The following is a 15,813-nucleotide window of genomic DNA, read 5'->3' as shown; positions in this document are numbered from 1 at the left end:
CGCCAGCATACAAGCCAATCTTGACAGTGAATAGTTCCGCGGGTTAGCCTAACGGTCATTCTTGTCATCGACTAGATTGTTGGGAGGCTCAGATGGCACCGATGATCACCCTGGTGCTGGGCAGCATCGTGGCCCGCATCATCGGCCAGCTCGGCGTCGCTTACCTGGACAGCTGGTCCGCCGCGATCGCGGTCGGACTGGCGGCAATGTTCACCCTGACCGGCATCGCGCATTTCGCGCCGCCGCTACGCGGCGACCTCGTCGCGATCGTGCCGCCCCGGCTGCCGGCGCCCGGGCTATTGGTCTCCATCACCGGAGCGCTGGAACTGCTGGGCGCCGCCGGCCTGCTGCTGCCGGTCACCCGGGTGGCAGCGGCACTGTGCTTGCTGATCCTGATGCTGGCGATGTTCCCCGCCAACATCTATGCCGCCCGGATGCCCAGCCCACCCAAGTCGATGACGACGCGGCTATCTGTGCGCAGCGCCGAGGAGCTCGTATTCCTAGCCGCCGCCGCTATCGTCGCAACCGGCGGCTGCCAGTAACCACGCGTATTGGAAGGCGGTTTCCTTCCAGCGTTCGTATCGCCCGCTGATACCGCCGTGCCCGGCGTTCATCTGCGTCTTCAGCAGCACCTGATTGCCGTCACCGTTGGCATGACGAAGCGCGGCAACCCATTTGGCCGGCTCCACGAAGCACACCCGGGTATCGTTGAGCGAAGTCATCGCCAAGATGGCCGGATACCGCCGGTCCGCGACGTTCTCATACGGCGAGTATGACTTCATGTAGGCATAGACTTCGCTGTCGCTCAACGGGTTTCCCCACTCGTCCCATTCGGTGACGGTAAGCGGTAGCGACGGATCCAGAATCGTGGTCAGCGGATCCACGAAGGGCACCTGGGCAAGAATTCCGGCGAAGAGTTCCGGAGCCATGTTGGCCACCGCACCCATCAGCAGCCCTCCCGCGCTGCCCCCCAATGCCACCAGACGTTCCGGCTGGGTCAGGCCCGATTCCACCAGATGCTCCGCCACCGCGATGAAGTCGGTAAAGGTGTTCTTCTTCTGCAACAACTTTCCGTGTTCGTACCACAACCGACCCATCTCGCCACCGCCACGAACGTGAGCGATGACGAACACCATTCCCCGATCCAGCAGTGACAATCGCGCGATGGAAAAGCGTGGGTCTTCACATATCTCGTAAGCGCCGTAGCCGTAGATCATTGCCGGCGCCGGAAGCTGGATGCCGCCGCGGTACACGATCGAGATCGGGATACGCGTGCCGTCTTCGGCATGAGCCCAGTCACGGCGCTCGACATAGTCTTCGCGACGATAGCCACCCAGCACCGGCTGCTCTCGCAGCAAGGTGCGCTCACCGGTGCAAAAGTCGATGTCGTAGATGCGCACCGGGGTGATGAAAGATCCTGCGCCTACTCGCAATTTGGGGCAATCCCAATTGGGATTGGCGCCCAGGCCGGCCGACATCAGCTCGGAGTCGAACACGACGTCTTCGACCTCGCCGTAATCACCGTCGGCGGTCAGCGGCCACAGCTGGATGCGGGGCAACGCCTCGATGCGGTAGCTGACCGCCAGGTGGGCGGCAAAGGCGTCCACGCCGTCCAGGCGCACGTCCTCGCGATGTGGGATGAGGGTGCGTTGCCGGGTCGGGTCGTCGACCGGTGCCTCCACCAGGGTGAAGTTCACCGCGCCGTCGTTGTGCAGGATGAGGAACCTGTCCTGCCCACCGATCACGGCGTGTTCCACCGAATACTCGACGCCCTCGCGGCGCGGCAGCACGATGGTGAATTGGGCGCTGGGGTCGGCCGAATCCGCGTAGCGCATCTCGGAGGTCACCGAGGAGCCCGCCGCGATGAAAATGTATTTGTTGCTGCGGGTACGTCCGACGCCCAGCCAGAATCGTTCGTCGGGTTCGTGGTAGACCCGTTCCGACGATCCGGGTGAGCCGAGTCGGTAGCGCCACACCGTGTCCGGGCGCCAGGCGGCGTCAACGGTGATGTAGTAGACGGTGCGGTGGTCGGCGGCCCATGTCACGCCCGCGCCGATGTCTGCGATTTCATCCGGGTAGCGCTGGCCGGTGCGTAAGTCCTTGAACCGCAAGGTGTAACGCTCGTCGCCGACCACATCTACCGAATAGACCAGCACATTGTCGTCCAGGCTGACACTGGCCGCACCCAAGGCGAAGAAATCGTGGCCTTCGGCTTCCTCGTTCTCGTCGAGCAGAACCTGTTCGCCCGGTATCTCGGTGTGCTCGTCGAATTGCGGCGGATTCCAGTCGTCCGGGTCTGCGGCCGGGCAACGACAGTGCACGCCGTACTGTCTTCCCTCGAACGTGCGGGCGTAGTACCACCAGTTGCCGCGTCGCGTCGGAACCGAGAGATCCGTTTCCTTGGTGCGGGCTTTGATCTCATCGAAGATCTTCTGCCGCAACGGCTCGAGATGCGCGGTGGTCTGATCGGTATAGGTGTTTTCGGCCTCGAGATGTGCGATGACTTCGACGCTGTCCTTGTCGCGCAGCCACTCGTAGGGGTCTACAAAGACGTCGCCGTGATGCTCCCGGCGAATCTCCACGCGCTTGGCGACGGGGGGAAGGGTGGGATCGGTCATGCGCCCGGCCCGATCCATTCACCGAAACTGAGACCCGAAATTCGTTCGTAGGCTTCGATGTAGCGCTCCCGTGTGGCTTCGATGATGTGATCCGGCAACGGGGGTGGCGGCTGATCACCGCCGCGGCCCCAACCGGATTCCGCACTGGTAAGCCAGTTGCGGACGAATTGCTTGTCGAAGCTGTTCTGGACCACCCCGGCCCGGTACTCATCGGCGGGCCAGTACCGCGACGAATCGGGGGTGAAGATCTCATCGGCCAGCAGCAGGTTACCGTCGCGGTCGGCGCCGAATTCGAACTTGGTGTCGGCGATGATGATTCCTCTGGTCAGGGCGTGGTCGGCGGCCTTGACGTAGATCTGCAGGGTGCGGTCGCGCAGCTGGTTGGCGCGTACCCCGCCAACCGTCTCGATCACTTGGGCGAAGGAAATGTTTTCATCGTGGTCACCCAGCTCGGCCTTGGTGGCCGGGGTGAACAGTGGCTCGGCGAACTTGCTGGCCTCGACCAGGCCAGGCGGCAGGGCGGTACCGCAGACCTTCCCACTCGCCTGGTAGTCCAGCAGCCCTGACCCGGTCAGGTAGCCGCGGGCCACGCATTCCACCGGAAGCATCTCCAGCTGGCGCACCACCAGCGCGCGACCAAGCACCTCGTCGGGGATCCGCGGGTCGTCCGGGGGGCCGGCCAGGTGGTTGGGGGCGTCGACCAGGCCGAAGAAAAACACGCTCATCGCGGTCAGGATGCGGCCCTTGTCCGGGATCATGCTGTCGAGCACGTAGTCGTAGGCCGAGATCCGGTCGGAGGCGACCAGCAGCAGATGCTCGTCGTCCACGCGGTATAGCTCGCGAACCTTGCCGCTGGCCAGGTGCTGGTAGTCGGACAATTGGGGGCGCATCGGGCCAGCCTATCGGGCAACCAGACCGCCCCATTCTGCCGGGAGCTGTGCTGGTATCAGTGGTATGAAATCGCGGTTCTTGCCCTACTCCACCAGGCCGCTCCGGTTGGCGATCCAATTGTTCAGCGATATCACCGTGGCCGTCTGGACCACGCTGTGGGTATTCGTCGGCATCGCCGTGCACCGCGCCATCTCGGCGATCGCCGAAGCGGGGCACCAGATCGAGACCGGCTCGCAAGGGGTCGCGGGCAACTTGGCCTCGGCGGGGCACGGCGCCCAGCACATCCCGTTGGTGGGCGATGCGGTCAGCAAGCCGATTGCCGCCGCGGCCGACGCCGCACTCGGCATCGCCGAGGCCGGACACAATCTGGATTCCACGGCGAGCTGGCTGGCGATCGTGCTCGCACTCGCGGTGGCCGCCACGCCGATCCTGGCCGTGGCCATGCCGTGGTTGTTCCTACGGTTGCGGTTCTTCCGGCGCAAGTGGACCGTGACGGCCCTGGCCGCCACGGCGGCGGGCCAGCAGCTGCTGGCCCTTCGGGCGTTGACCAACCGTCCAGCGGCCAAGCTGGCGGCCGTCAGCGCGGATCCGGTTGGTGGCTGGCGCCGCGAGGATCCGGCCATCATCCGCGGCCTGGCCGCACTTGAATTGCGGGCGGCCGGGGTCAGGCTTCGCTACCGGTAGTCGATGACGACCCGGCCGTCGATCTGGCCGCGCTCCATGCGCTCGAAGACGTGGTTGATGTCTTCGAGCGCGGCGCCTTCCACCGTGGGGTGAATCAAACCGCGGGCGTAGAAGTCCAGCGCCTCGGCCATGTCCTGGCGGGTGCCGACAATCGAACCGCGAATCGTCAGGCCCTTGAGCACGATGTCGAAGATCGGCGCCGGGAAGTCCCCCGGGGGTAGCCCGTTGAACACGATCGTTCCGCCGCGCCGCGCCAGCCCGATGGCCTGCCCAAACGCCTGCGGATGCACGGCGGTGACCAGGACGCCGTGCACCCCGCCGGTGGCTTCTTGCACCTGCGCGACGACATCGCTGGTACGGGCATTGACCACCAGTTCGGCGCCCAGCCGGGCGGCCAGCGCGAGCTTGTCGTCATCGATGTCGATGGCCACCACCCGCAAGCCCATCGCGCGGGCGTACTGCACGGCAACATGGCCGAGCCCGCCGATTCCTGAAATGGCGACCCACTGGCCCGGCCGGGTGTCGGTCACCTTGAGCCCCTTGTAGACGGTGACACCGGCGCACAGGATCGGCGCGACCTCGAGCGGGTCGGCACCGTCGGGGATGCGTGCCGCGTAGTCGGCGTTGACCAGCATGTAGGTGCCGAAGCTGCCGTTGACGGTGTAGCCGCCGTTGCGCTGGTTTTCGCACAGCGTTTCCCATCCGGTACGGCACTGTTCGCAGCTGCCGCACGCCGACCACAGCCAGGCATTGCCCACCTTGTCGCCGACCTTCAGGTCGGTGACGCCGTCCCCGAGCGCGACCACGGTGCCGCAGCCTTCATGCCCGGGAACGAACGGCGGGGCCGGCTTGACCGGCCAATCTCCATGTGCCGCATGCAGATCGGTGTGGCACACACCCGAGGTCTCGAGTTTGACAAGTGCCTCACCGTAGCCCGGGGTGGGCAACGCGAGTTCCTTGATCTGCAACGGCTCGCCGAATCCGGTGACGACCGCCGCGCGCAGGGTTTCGGTCGCCTGCGTTGCACCTGGGTTAGCCAGTGTCTGGGTCATGACGGTTCCAATCGTTGACGGTCTTATTGGTGGGTCTTTTTCGAAACGCGATCAGAAGAAGCCCTGGGCCTTGCTGCCGTAGGACACCAGCAGGTTCTTGGTCTGCTGGTAGTGGTCGAGCATCATCTTGTGGTTCTCGCGTCCGATGCCGGACTGCTTGTAGCCGCCGAACGCCGCGTGGGCGGGATAGGCGTGGTAGCAGTTCGTCCAGACGCGGCCGGCCTTGATGTCACGCCCGGCCCGATACGCGGTGTTGCCGTCACGGCTCCACACACCCGCGCCCAGCCCGTAGAGGGTGTCGTTGGCGATGCGGATCGCGTCGTCGTAATCGGTGAACGAGGTGACCGAGACCACCGGGCCGAAGATCTCCTCTTGGAAGATGCGCATGTTGTTGGTGCCTTCGAAGATGGTGGGCTGCACGTAGTAGCCGCCGTTGAGGTCGCCGCCCAGTTCGCAGCGCTCACCCCCGGTGACCACCCGCGCACCCTCCTCTTTGCCGATCTCGATGTAGGACAAGATCTTTTGCAGCTGGTCGTTGGAGGCCTGCGCGCCGATCATGGTCTCGGTGTCGAGTGGATCCCCCTGGCGCACGGCCTTGGTGCGGATCGCCGCCAGTTCCAGGAACCGGTCGTAGATGTCGGCCTGAATCAGGCCGCGGGACGGGCAGGTGCACACCTCGCCCTGGTTGAGGGCGAACATGGTGAAGCCCTCCAGCGCCTTGTCCTGGTAGTCGTCGTGGGCGGCCAGCACGTCGGAGAAGAAGATGTTGGGGCTCTTGCCGCCCAGCTCCAGCGTCACCGGGATCAGGCTCTGGCTGGCATATTGCATGATCAGCCGTCCGGTGGTGGTCTCTCCGGTGAAGGCGATCTTGGCGATTCGGTTGCTCGACGCCAGCGGCTTGCCGGCCTCGACCCCAAATCCGTTGACCACGTTGACCACACCGGCGGGTAGCAGGTCACCGATCAGACTCATCAGGTACAGGATCGAGGCCGGGGTCTGCTCGGCGGGCTTGAGCACAACGGCGTTGCCGGCGGCCAGGGCGGGGGCCAGCTTCCAGGTGGCCATCAACAGCGGGAAGTTCCACGGGATGATCTGACCCACCACGCCCAGCGGTTCATGGAAGTGATAGGCCACGGTGTCGGAGTCGATTTGGCTCAGCGAGCCTTCCTGGGCGCGGATGGCCCCGGCGAAGTACCGGAAGTGGTCGATCGCCAGCGGAATGTCGGCGTTGAGCGTCTCGCGGATCGGCTTGCCGTTGTCCCAGGACTCGGCCAGCGCGAGCGCTTCGAGGTTCGCCTCCATCCGATCGGCGATCTTGTGCAGAATCGCTGCCCGCTCGGCGGGTGCGGCCTTGCCCCAGGCGGGCGCCGCGGCGTGGGCCGCGTCGAGTGCCTTTTCGACATCGACATCGGTGGAGCGTGGCACCTCGCAGAACGGTGCGCCGGTTACCGGGGTTAGGTCCTCGAAGTACTCGCCTGCGGCCGGCGCGACCCACTCGCCGCCGATGAAGTTGTCGTAGCGGGACTCGAAAGTCATCAATGAACTGTGCGCGCCCGGACGTGCGAACACGGTCATGGTTTCACCTGCCTTAACCTGGCTTGATGGGGCTGTATGAAGTTTGTGCCACCCCGAAAATGTGTCGGTCATCACAAATCTAGGAACGTGAGGGTTGCAGCACCGTTGCACGCCCCCGCAACGGCGAAACCTCAGGCCAGATCGAAGTCCAGGCCAGCCAGGTGGCCCTGGGCCTGCGCCCGCCGTGGCGAGCCGGCCGGCGAGCGGTCGTAGAGCATTCGCCAGCCTTGCCGGTCATCGCGCGCCTCCGGCAGCCTGAGCCAATTCGCCAGGAGATCGGCATCATTGGATGCGACAACGGCGGCCCGCAAGGTGTTGCTGAGTTCGGTGCGCACCCGCGCGATGCCCGGGGACACCGATTGCGGCAGCAACGCACCGGCGTAGTGGCGCAGCGCCTCGGCCAGGTCGCCGCGACGCACGGCGTCGCAGACATCGCCGACATCGGTGGCGATCGGTTCGGTGAGCCGGTAGGGACGCGAGGCGATCAGGTGCTCCCCCACCACGCGACGCAGCCGGGACATCTCCGCGCGAATAGTCACGACATCGAGTTCGCGGTCATCGAGCAGCACGGCGAGGTGATCGGCACTGAGCCCCTCGGGGTGCCGGTCGAGCAGGACCAGGATGTCGGCGTGACGACCGGCCAACATCGTCGGGCCCATCCCCGCGACCCGCCAGGAGGGTCGCTGCGCACCCAGCACCGACAGTTGCGCCTGTCGCGACGGCTGCGGCTGCACAGCGCCGCTGCGCAGCAGGGCCAGCTGGCTTTCCACGGCGACGCCGGTGGCCCGCAACAACGCCAACGTCTGGGGTGAGGCGACGCTTTCGCCGCCGGTGAGGTCGATGGCCCCGATCAGCACACCGGTCGACGGGTCGTGCACCGGCACCGCGGTGCAGTTCCACGGTTGCACCAAGCGGGAGAAGTGTTCTGATCCGCGAATCTGAAGCTCTCGATCCAGCGCCAGCGCGGTTCCGGGAGCGTTGGTGCCGGCGCCGCGCTCACTCCAGTCGGCCCCGGGCACGAAGTCCATCGACTCGGCTTTTCGACAGGCGCGGCGGTCACCGTCCACCCACAGCAAGGTGCCGTCGGCGGACGTCACCGCAACAATGACGCCCGAGTCGGCGGCATCATCGATCAGCAGGCGGCGAATGAGGGGAAGCACCGGCGCCAGTGGGTGCGCACTGCGCAGCCGCTCCACGGTGTCGGAGAGCTGCGCGATCTGCCCGCCACCGCGGTCCGGGTCCACGCCGGTCGCCAGGCTGCGCCGCCAGCTGTCGGCGACGATACGCCGCACCGGAGTGGAATCCAGATATGCCGAATCGACCCGACCGGCAACGAACCGGTCCCGCAGGGCACGCAGCGCCGGCATCGAAAGCCGCGCTGCGGCTATCTCATTCGCAGTCCTCATCGTTGCCACCAGCAATACCTTCGCGGTGCGCTCACCTGCGACTCAGTGAGCGCGCATGACTCACGATAACCGAATCCGCGCCCACCAGGCAGGGGCCTTTGGCCCCGCCACCGAAGGCGCCGACCAGCAACGCCGACCGCCCAACCGCACCGCTTCGTCCCTACCGGGATGCGACCCTGGCCAACCCAAGTCGCGAGCGCCCTCGCACCCGCCGCGCCTCAGCCCGCGACGGTAGCCAATGCCGGCCCCCAAGTGGCCGGCAGCATCGGCATTGCCGGGCCATCGCCAACCTCGGCGCCAGCCAACGTGGTAAGCCCGCTCGGCTGCGCCACGATCCCCTTGCTGGCGGTGCTGACAAATCCCCACGGGCCGGCGCCCTGATCACTTGGCGCCACCGCCGGCACATCCACCGAAGCCACCGTCGATACCGAATCGGACAGCGGCTGGGGCGCTATCGCGTGATGTGCGCTGACCAGCACCTCCCTGGATCTCTCCGCAACCCGTTCGACCTCGGCGAGGTCGGCATTCGCCATCTGCACGTCATAGAGGTGGCGCCCCACACCGAGCGGCACGCTCACCGGCACCGCAGGGCTCCGGCGTTGTTGATTAGCAGGCTTGTGAGCTGGGTTGATGATCTTTGGTGCCGCGCTATTGGGGCCGGAGTGTAGGCACGGGCTATCTGGAGAACGATCGAGTTGGTTACTGTTCGTCGTTGGTCTGGAGTTGCCCGTGCCTACCGTTTCAGTATTGCCTGTGTCGTCGGTTCCAGAGGTGTTCGACCGCTGGAGTCCTGGTGAGCGCACAGGGCTCCGGCGTTGTTGATTAGCAGGCTTGTGAGCTGGGGAATTGTGGATTGAGGAGGTCTAGGCGGCGGTTGGCGGTCAAAGCGGTGATCCGGCAGGCTTCGGCGATGTTGTCGGCGCCGTTGAGGCGGTGCAGATTGATCGCGGTGTTGCGTAGCGTTGCTAGGACCTGTGCGCCGTTTCCGGTATGTGCCCTTTGACGGTCTTCGTCGAAGGTGACGTCGCGTATCCAGTGCAGGCTGTTCTCGATTCCCCAGTGTTGACGCATCCAGGTCATGATCGCGGTAGGGCGGGCGTGCTCGAACGGCAGGCTGCAGATGGCATAGACCACCTCCACGCTGCGCTGGTCGGTGGCGGTGATCAAGCGTTCACGAGTGATCCGGATGATTTGTTTTGCGTAGGGGAAGCCGATTCCTCGTGCAGCGGTGATGATTTGCAGGGTGCGGGTCTCGACACGGCCGTGGCCGCGGGAGTCGTCGGTAGCGGCTGCGGGCACCTCGGCCCAGGGCAGCGCGGTGATACGCGCAAGTATTTTGGCTTGGTTGGACTTGACGATCATCAGGTAGTGCGACTTCAAGGTGGCGCAGATCAACTTCGCGGTGACGACCTGGGTATGCATCGCATCCACGGTGACCAGCCACCGCAAGCTACCCGGCAGCAGCGTGAGCAGGGGTGGCCAGAACCGCGATCGTCAACAAAGCCATCAGCGAATACCTCCGACCGCGTGGGTCCCTCGGGTCTGGCACCGAGGCCAACACATCGAGAAACTCCGATCCGATGAGCTCGCTGCGCTCACCAGGACTCCAGCGGTCGAACACCTCTGGAACCGACGACACAGGCAATACTGAAACGGTAGGCACGGGCAACTCCAGACCAACGACGAACAGTAACCAACTCGATCGTTCTCCAGATAGCCCGTGCCTACACTCCGGCCCCAATAGCGCGGCACCAAAGATCATCAACCCAGCTCACAAGCCTGCTAATCAACAACGCCGGAGCCCTGGTACGCGGCCACCACCACGTCGACCAGGGCGGCCTGGCGCGCGTAATCCGCGCTGACCTGGGTCAACCACGCAAGATAGCGCTCATTGGCAGCCGCATAACTCTGCTCGGCCGGGCCCCACCACACCTGGGGCGCCGCACCCACCAAGCCAGCGAGCTCCGCTGCGGCAGAGGCGTACTCGCCGCTCAACGACTTCCATGCGGCAGCAGACGCCAGCATCGGACCGGCGCCCGGGCCACTGCTGAGCAAGCCCGAGTGCACCTCCGGCGGCGAGGCCATCCACATAATCGCCGTCATCGAATCTTCTCCCCTCAGCGGCCCATCCCAAGAGCCGCGTCGCACACTACCTACCGCGAACTATAGGTACCCAAAGCAACCTTAGGTACCCGAAGCGACCTGTCTCACTTGGGGTTTGACCTGTGACGGTGGACACCCGGCAGATGAGAATAGTAGCCGATATCGGACACTATAGCGGATGGGTAGGCCATCGCGCGAGGATGCACCACCACACATCGATGGCCGCCCGGGTAGCTCCAGGACGAGCGCGACCCATGGCGTCAGCCGGGCCGGCTACCCGATAGCGCTACCCACCAAACAGTTCTACGACCAGGTGTCGGATCCCGGTGTGCCGGTTACTGCGGGTCCATTCGACCGGCTGGCCAACCAGCACGACACCAAACCGGCCGAGCAGCTCCTCGAATAGCACGCGCAGCTCCAGCCGGGCCAGATTGGCCCCCAGACAATAGTGAACGCCTTGCCCGAATCCCAAGTGCGGGTTTGGCTTTCGCGTGATATCGAACTCGTCAGCGTGGTCGAATATCCGGGCATCGCGGTTGGCAGAGCCTTCCCAGATCTGCACCTTCTGCCCGGCCTCGATCGAGCACCCGGCCAAGGTGACGTCACGGGTGGCGGTACGCCGTTTAGACGGAGACGGCGACGTCCAGCGCACCATCTCCTCGACCGCCGTCGGTAACAAGTCGAGATCGCCACGCAGCGCGCGCAGTTGTTCTGGATGCTCGGCCAGCGCCAGCAGCCCGCCCGCCACCGCGTTGCGTGTCGTCTCCGCCCCAGCGCTGAACAGCAGGCTGAAGAACAGGTACAATTCGAGATCGGACAGGGCCGGCTCATCTCCCCCGTCCACCATTGCGTTGGCCACCACGGACAACATGTCGTCGGTGGGCGCGGCACGCTTGGATGCGAACAGCTCCTGGCCGTAGGAGTACATCCGCGACGCGGCCTCCTCGGCCGTCTGCGCGACCGACAGCTGCGAAACCGCCGCCTTGCGCGAGCCACCGAAATCGAACTGGGGTTCAATGGCCTCGAATAGCCAATGCCGTTCAGATTCAGGCACTCCCAGCAGGATGCAGATCATCTGCATCGGCAGTTCCGCGGCCACGTCCACCAGGAAGTCGAAAGGTTCACCCGGCACCACCGCGTCCAGGAGCCGCCGGGTCCGGGCACGCAGGTCGTCCTCCACCCGGCGGATCATCCGCGGTGTCAACCCGGAGCTGACCAGCCGCCGGATCTGCGCATGCCGCGGGTCATCCATCATGTTGAGCACCTGTCCCGCAATGGCCAGGTCCTGCAACAAGGTGCCACCAAAGGGACGCTGGCCGCCGGTAACCGATGAGTAGGTCACCGGATCACGAAGCACCTCGAGAGTTTCCGGGTACGTGGCCACCGACCAGAAGCCTTCTCCGTCGGGGGTGTTGTCGGTCGGCTCGTGCCAGTACACCGGTGCTTCGCGGCGATGGATCGCGAACAGCGCGTGCGGGAAACCGTCGGCAAAGTTGTCCAGATCGGTGAAGTCGATCTTGGAGAGCACGCCGGCGGATGTCACAGAATTGCCCCCGGAGCGTATTTGGCCGCCTCCGGGTAGCGACCCACCAGAGCGTCGACCTGCGCGGCCACCTGGTCAACCTGGTCGGCCGCGGCACCGGTGAATGCCGCCTTGTCGGCCAGCGCCGCGTCCAGTGCCGCGCGATCCAGCGGCAACCGCGGATCGGCGGCCAACCGGTCCAGCAAGTCGGGTTCGGACCCGTGTTCACGCATCGCCAGTGCCGTGGCCACCGCGTGTTCGCGGATCACGTGATGGGCCGACTCCCGCCCCATACCGGCGCGCACCGCCGCCATCAGCACCTTGGTGGTGGCCAGGAACGGCAAGTAGCGGTCCAGCTCACGCGCGATCACCGCCGGATAGGCTCCGAACTCGTCCAGCACCGTCAGGAATGTCTCGGTCTGACCGTCAATGGCAAAGAAGCTGTCCGGCAACACGACTCGACGCACCACCGAGCAGAACACGTCGCCCTCGTTCCACTGCGCACCGGCGAGCTCGGCGGCCATGGAGGCGTATCCGCGCAGCACCACCTGAAGCCCATTGACGCGTTCGCAACTGCGGGTGTTCATCTTGTGCGGCATCGCCGACGAACCGACCTGCCCCGGCGCGAAACCTTCGGTGACCAGCTCGTGGCCGGCCATCAGCCTGATGGTGTGTGCCAACGAGGAAGGACCCGCGCCCAGCTGCACCAGCGCGGAGACCACGTCGTGGTCCAGTGAACGCGGGTAGACCTGCCCGACACTGGTCAACACCGTCGAGAAGCCCAGGAAGTCGGCCACCCGCTGTTCGAGGTCGGTCAACTTGGCCGAGTCACCGTCCAGCAGATCGAGCATGTCCTGGGCGGTGCCCATCGGGCCCTTGATCCCGCGCAACGGGTAGCGGTCGATCAACTCCCGCAACCGGACCAGGGCAATCAGTGTCTCTTGGGCCGCCGAGGCGAATCTTTTGCCCAGCGTGGTGGCCTGCGCTGCGACGTTGTGGCTGCGCCCGGCCATCACCAGATCGCGGTAGGCCACCGCCCGCTCGGCCAGCCACGCCGCCACCGCCACCCCGTGAGCGAAGGTCAGGTCCAGCGACTGCCGGATCTGCAGCTGCTCCACGTTCTCGGTCAAGTCCCGGCTGGTCATCCCCTTGTGCACGTGCTCGTGGCCGGCCAGGGCGTTGAATTCCTCGATGCGGGCCTTCACGTCGTGGCGCAGCACCCGCTCGCGGGACGCGATCGAGTCCAGGTCCACGTCATCGATCACCCGCTCGTAGTCGCCGATCGCGTCGGCAGGAACATCGGTGCCCTTTGCGCCTAACTCCCGCTGCGCCCGCAGCACCGCCAGCCAGAGCCGCCGCTCGGCCACCACCTTGGCCTGCGGCGACCAGATCGCAACCATCTCGGCGCTGGCATAGCGGGCGGCCAGGACGTTGGGAACGCTCACTTGGTCCTCACGAAGACACAGCTTACGGTCGAGCACGCCGGGCAGGTCCAGATCCCGGATGCGGGCGACCGGTCGGCAAGGTAGGGGCACCCGGATGAGGCCGCCCTACCCTGACCAGGTGTACTTCACCGGCGTGGATCTGGCCTGGGCCGGTCGCAATCCGACCGGCGTCGCGGTGCTCGACTCGGACGGTCACCTGGTCTGCGCCGGCGCGGTCCGCGAGGATGCCGCGGTGCTCGCGGCGCTAGGGCCCTATCTGCGGGGTGCTTGCCGGGTCGCCTTCGACGCGCCGCTGGTGGTGGCCAATGCCACCGGCCAGCGGCCGGCCCAGACCGCACTCAACCGGGACTTTCGCAAGTTCGAGGCGGGCGCACATCCAGTCAACACGGGAAAGCCCGAGTTTGCCCGCGGTCCGCGGGCCGCACGCCTGGCCGACTCCCTGAGCCTTGATATCGACCCCTTCTCCCCCGCTTCCCGGCGCGCCATCGAGGTCTATCCACACGCGGCCACGGTGGCCCTGTTTCGGCTGCCACGCACCTTGAAATACAAGGCCAAACCTGGCCGCAGCGTCGATCGGCTCAGATCGGAGCTGCTGCGACTGATGGACGAGGTCGAAGCACTGCGCACCGCGCCGGTGCCGTTGCAGGTGACCGGGAACCAGGACTGGCTCTCGTTGCGCCGGCAGGTGGTGACCGCGCAGCGCAAGTGCGAGCTGCGCCGCGCCGAAGACCCGGTCGATGCCGTCGTGTGCGCCTATGTGGCGTTGTACGCCGAACGATGCCCCGCCGACATCACCGTCTACGGAGACCTCACCAGCGGTTACATCCTGACGCCGACCCTGCCGGCCGGCCTGACCCCGGCGCCTACAGCCAGGCGCTAGACCTGGACCGGCCGCTGATCGACCGGCGCCAGCACGTCGATCAGATCGACCACCGTCGCCAGCGCCGCGGCACGCGGATCCCGCCCCTCTACCAGGGCGGACACCACCGGGCCGTCGACCGCGCAGATCAATGTGCACACCAGTTCGATGCGCACGGAACGCCCGGATCGTTCGATGGCCTCGGCGACCGCCTCAGCACGCTGACGCAAGCTGCGACGCATGCTTTCGCGCAACGCCGGCAGGCGGGTACAAGCGATATTGCGCTCATATCGCGATATCAGCTGCTCAGCGAGCCCAGGACTGGAGACATCCCCCACCAGGAGGTCAACAAGCACGTCAGCGGTGGTTTCAGGGCCCCGACGCCGCCGCGACAGCGCGTTGACCCTGGCCCGTAATTGCGCCACCTCGATCATCCCGACGTGTTCGACCGCCCGGGCGATCAAATCGTCTAGGGAAGAGAAGTAGTAAGTGGTCGACGCCAGCGGCAGTCCAGCCCGCCGCGCGACCGCCCGGTGGCGCACCGCTTCGAACCCACCCTCGCCAAGCAGCTCGGCGGCGGCACTTACCAACGCATACCGCCGACGTTCTCCTTTTGGAGTAACAGCTGCCGTCACGCCCACACATGCTGCCAGCAAAAGTGGTACTGCATTGGCATTTTCGCCAAACGTCCATGGCATGATGGCCCGCATGCCAGACCTCAGCCGCCGCGCCGTGCTCGGTCTCGGCGCCAGCGCCACCCTTGGCGCGGTCGGCGCATATGCACTCGACATGGCGCTTTTGCCGCGGACTTCGCGTGCCGCGCCCGCGCCGCCGATTGGCACAAACGTTCCATTGGCTCCGGCACGGCCGCTCGATCCGCCCCCGCCCGCGCAGGCAGCTCCGACGATGACCACCGGCTCGTTTGTGTCAACGACTCGAGGCGGGATCACGACGAACTGGGCGATCGCCCGCCCGCCCGGCCAGACCCAGCCGCTGCGGCCGGTGATCGCGCTCCACGGTAAGGGCAGTGACGCGGCCACCGTGATGGCCGGCGGCGTCGAGCAGGGCCTCGCCCAGGCCGTCAACGCCGGGTTGCCGCCGTTCGCGGTGGTGGCCGTCGACGGCGGGGGTAGCTACTGGCACAAGCGAGCGTCCGGGGAGGACTCCGGGGCCATGGTGCTCGACGAACTCATCCCGATGCTGGATTCCCAGCGCCTGGACACCTCACGGGTGGCCTTCCTCGGCTGGTCGATGGGCGGCTACGGCGCATTGCTGCTGGGCGGACGGCTCGGCCCGGCCCGCACCGCGGCGATCTGTGCGGTGAGCCCGGCGCTGTGGACCTCGGCCGGCGCGGCCGCACCGGGAGCCTTCGACGGGGCCGCCGACTATGCGGCCAACTCGGTATGGGGCATGCCGGCACTCGGCTCGATCCCGATCCGAGTGGATTGTGGCGACAGCGATCCGTTCTACAGCGCGACCAAGCAGTTCATCGCTCAACTTCCGAATCCGCCCGCGGGCGGATTCTCCCCCGGCGGGCACAACGGCGGATTCTGGAGCTCGCAACTGCCCGCGGAGCTGACCTGGATGGCGCCACTGCTGGTGGCGTAGCCCCGGCGCCCGCCGGGAGCCGGCCACCTCAATTGAGCCCGCCGCAGCTA

The 15,813-nt window shown here is 66.1% G+C and carries 14 protein-coding genes and 2 pseudogenes; 5 read left to right on the top strand and 11 right to left on the bottom strand.

All coding sequences use genetic code 11. From position 1 onward, the window contains the following. Window positions 1-92: 92 nt before the first annotated feature. Window positions 93-542, top strand: coding sequence for a DoxX family protein (locus SHTP_RS02715; protein WP_011738826.1), 450 nt, complete (start codon window positions 93-95; stop codon window positions 540-542). Here SHTP_RS02715 and SHTP_RS02710 read toward each other — a convergent pair. Further along, window positions 501-2,618: a S9 family peptidase gene (locus SHTP_RS02710; protein WP_096372288.1), complete on the bottom strand. Its 2,118-nt coding sequence runs from the start codon at window positions 2,616-2,618 to the stop codon at window positions 501-503. The two genes, SHTP_RS02715 and SHTP_RS02710, sit on opposite strands and share 42 nt — an antisense overlap. After that, window positions 2,615-3,508 (bottom strand): phosphoribosylaminoimidazolesuccinocarboxamide synthase, encoded by an 894-nt coding sequence (locus SHTP_RS02705; protein WP_096369693.1) that lies wholly within the window; start codon window positions 3,506-3,508, stop codon window positions 2,615-2,617. The genes SHTP_RS02710 and SHTP_RS02705 overlap by 4 nt, the downstream gene beginning before the upstream one ends. 64 nt (window positions 3,509-3,572) lie before the next feature. Between SHTP_RS02705 and SHTP_RS02700 the strand changes: the two genes are divergently transcribed. After that, window positions 3,573-4,193 carry a hypothetical protein gene (locus SHTP_RS02700; protein ID WP_012396440.1) on the top strand — a complete coding sequence of 207 codons (621 nt, stop codon included), beginning with the start codon at window positions 3,573-3,575 and terminating at the stop codon, window positions 4,191-4,193. Here SHTP_RS02700 and adhP read toward each other — a convergent pair. The 4 genes from adhP to SHTP_RS02680 all read right to left on the bottom strand — a co-directional run bounded on the left by adhP (window position 4,184) and on the right by SHTP_RS02680 (window position 8,804). Beyond that, a complete protein-coding gene (gene adhP, locus SHTP_RS02695) occupies window positions 4,184-5,245 on the bottom strand; it encodes an alcohol dehydrogenase AdhP (protein ID WP_020726699.1) in 1,062 nt (353 codons plus the stop codon). The two genes, SHTP_RS02700 and adhP, sit on opposite strands and share 10 nt — an antisense overlap. Before the next feature lie 51 nt (window positions 5,246-5,296). After that, window positions 5,297-6,820, bottom strand: a complete 1,524-nt coding sequence (gene adh, locus SHTP_RS02690; protein WP_096372287.1) for an aldehyde dehydrogenase — start codon at window positions 6,818-6,820, stop codon at window positions 5,297-5,299. A 131-nt stretch (window positions 6,821-6,951) separates the two neighbouring features. Then, a complete protein-coding gene (locus SHTP_RS02685) occupies window positions 6,952-8,187 on the bottom strand; it encodes a GAF domain-containing protein (protein WP_096369692.1) in 1,236 nt (411 codons plus the stop codon). Window positions 8,188-8,444: 257 nt separating this feature from the next. Further along, the gene (locus SHTP_RS02680; protein WP_231991262.1) at window positions 8,445-8,804 is read right to left on the bottom strand and encodes a PPW family C-terminal domain-containing PPE protein; all 360 of its coding nucleotides are present in this window, start codon (window positions 8,802-8,804) and stop codon (window positions 8,445-8,447) included. A gap of 151 nt (window positions 8,805-8,955) precedes the next feature. Here SHTP_RS02680 and SHTP_RS30250 point away from each other — a divergent pair. Further along, window positions 8,956-9,036 (top strand): annotated as a pseudogene (locus tag SHTP_RS30250) (transposase); the annotation flags it as partial. 12 nt (window positions 9,037-9,048) lie between these two features. On the opposite strand, the pseudogene SHTP_RS02670 reads toward SHTP_RS30250, so the two are convergent. From SHTP_RS02670 to purB, 4 genes and pseudogenes are all read right to left on the bottom strand, one after another. Then, window positions 9,049-9,889 (bottom strand): annotated as a pseudogene (locus SHTP_RS02670) (ISAs1 family transposase). Window positions 9,890-10,008: 119 nt separating this feature from the next. Further along, a complete protein-coding gene (locus SHTP_RS02665; protein WP_420866644.1) occupies window positions 10,009-10,329 on the bottom strand; it encodes a PPE domain-containing protein in 321 nt (106 codons plus the stop codon). Between the two features lie 286 nt (window positions 10,330-10,615). Next, complete coding sequence (locus tag SHTP_RS02660) at window positions 10,616-11,872, bottom strand: cytochrome P450 (RefSeq protein WP_096369690.1); 1,257 nt, start codon at window positions 11,870-11,872, stop codon at window positions 10,616-10,618. Next, complete coding sequence (purB, locus tag SHTP_RS02655; RefSeq protein ID WP_096369689.1) at window positions 11,869-13,296, bottom strand: adenylosuccinate lyase; 1,428 nt, start codon at window positions 13,294-13,296, stop codon at window positions 11,869-11,871. Before purB ends, SHTP_RS02660 begins: the two co-directional genes overlap by 4 nt. A 118-nt stretch (window positions 13,297-13,414) precedes the next feature. Between purB and SHTP_RS02650 the strand changes: the two genes are divergently transcribed. Further along, complete coding sequence (locus SHTP_RS02650) at window positions 13,415-14,176, top strand: DUF429 domain-containing protein (RefSeq protein WP_096369688.1); 762 nt, start codon at window positions 13,415-13,417, stop codon at window positions 14,174-14,176. On the opposite strand, the gene SHTP_RS02645 is transcribed toward SHTP_RS02650, so the two are convergent. Further along, window positions 14,173-14,796: a TetR/AcrR family transcriptional regulator gene (locus SHTP_RS02645; RefSeq protein WP_096372285.1), complete on the bottom strand. Its 624-nt coding sequence runs from the start codon at window positions 14,794-14,796 to the stop codon at window positions 14,173-14,175. The two genes, SHTP_RS02650 and SHTP_RS02645, sit on opposite strands and share 4 nt — an antisense overlap. Before the next feature lie 55 nt (window positions 14,797-14,851). Between SHTP_RS02645 and SHTP_RS02640 the strand changes: the two genes are divergently transcribed. After that, the gene (locus SHTP_RS02640; protein WP_096369687.1) at window positions 14,852-15,763 is read left to right on the top strand and encodes an alpha/beta hydrolase-fold protein; all 912 of its coding nucleotides are present in this window, start codon (window positions 14,852-14,854) and stop codon (window positions 15,761-15,763) included. Window positions 15,764-15,813 lie beyond the last annotated feature (50 nt).

This window comes from Mycobacterium ulcerans subsp. shinshuense, from assembly GCF_002355775.1.
Classification (GTDB): domain Bacteria; phylum Actinomycetota; class Actinomycetes; order Mycobacteriales; family Mycobacteriaceae; genus Mycobacterium; species Mycobacterium marinum.
This window is presented reverse-complemented; position numbering and strand designations above follow the sequence as displayed.

Bases quoted from the DNA above. Each gene is read 5' to 3' on its own strand.
- SHTP_RS02640 (WP_096369687.1), top strand. From the start codon at position 14,852: ATGATGGCCCGCATGCCAGACCTCAGCCGCCGCGCCGTGCTCGGTCTC.
- SHTP_RS02665 (WP_420866644.1), bottom strand. From the start codon at position 10,329: ATGACGGCGATTATGTGGATGGCCTCGCCGCCGGAGGTGCACTCGGGC.
- SHTP_RS02685 (WP_096369692.1), bottom strand. From the start codon at position 8,187: ATGCCGGCGCTGCGTGCCCTGCGGGACCGGTTCGTTGCCGGTCGGGTC.
- SHTP_RS02705 (WP_096369693.1), bottom strand. From the start codon at position 3,508: ATGCGCCCCCAATTGTCCGACTACCAGCACCTGGCCAGCGGCAAGGTT.
- adh (WP_096372287.1), bottom strand. From the start codon at position 6,820: ATGACCGTGTTCGCACGTCCGGGCGCGCACAGTTCATTGATGACTTTC.
- adhP (WP_020726699.1), bottom strand. From the start codon at position 5,245: ATGACCCAGACACTGGCTAACCCAGGTGCAACGCAGGCGACCGAAACC.
- SHTP_RS02715 (WP_011738826.1), top strand. From the start codon at position 93: ATGGCACCGATGATCACCCTGGTGCTGGGCAGCATCGTGGCCCGCATC.
- SHTP_RS02700 (WP_012396440.1), top strand. From the start codon at position 3,573: ATGAAATCGCGGTTCTTGCCCTACTCCACCAGGCCGCTCCGGTTGGCG.
- SHTP_RS02710 (WP_096372288.1), bottom strand. From the start codon at position 2,618: ATGACCGATCCCACCCTTCCCCCCGTCGCCAAGCGCGTGGAGATTCGC.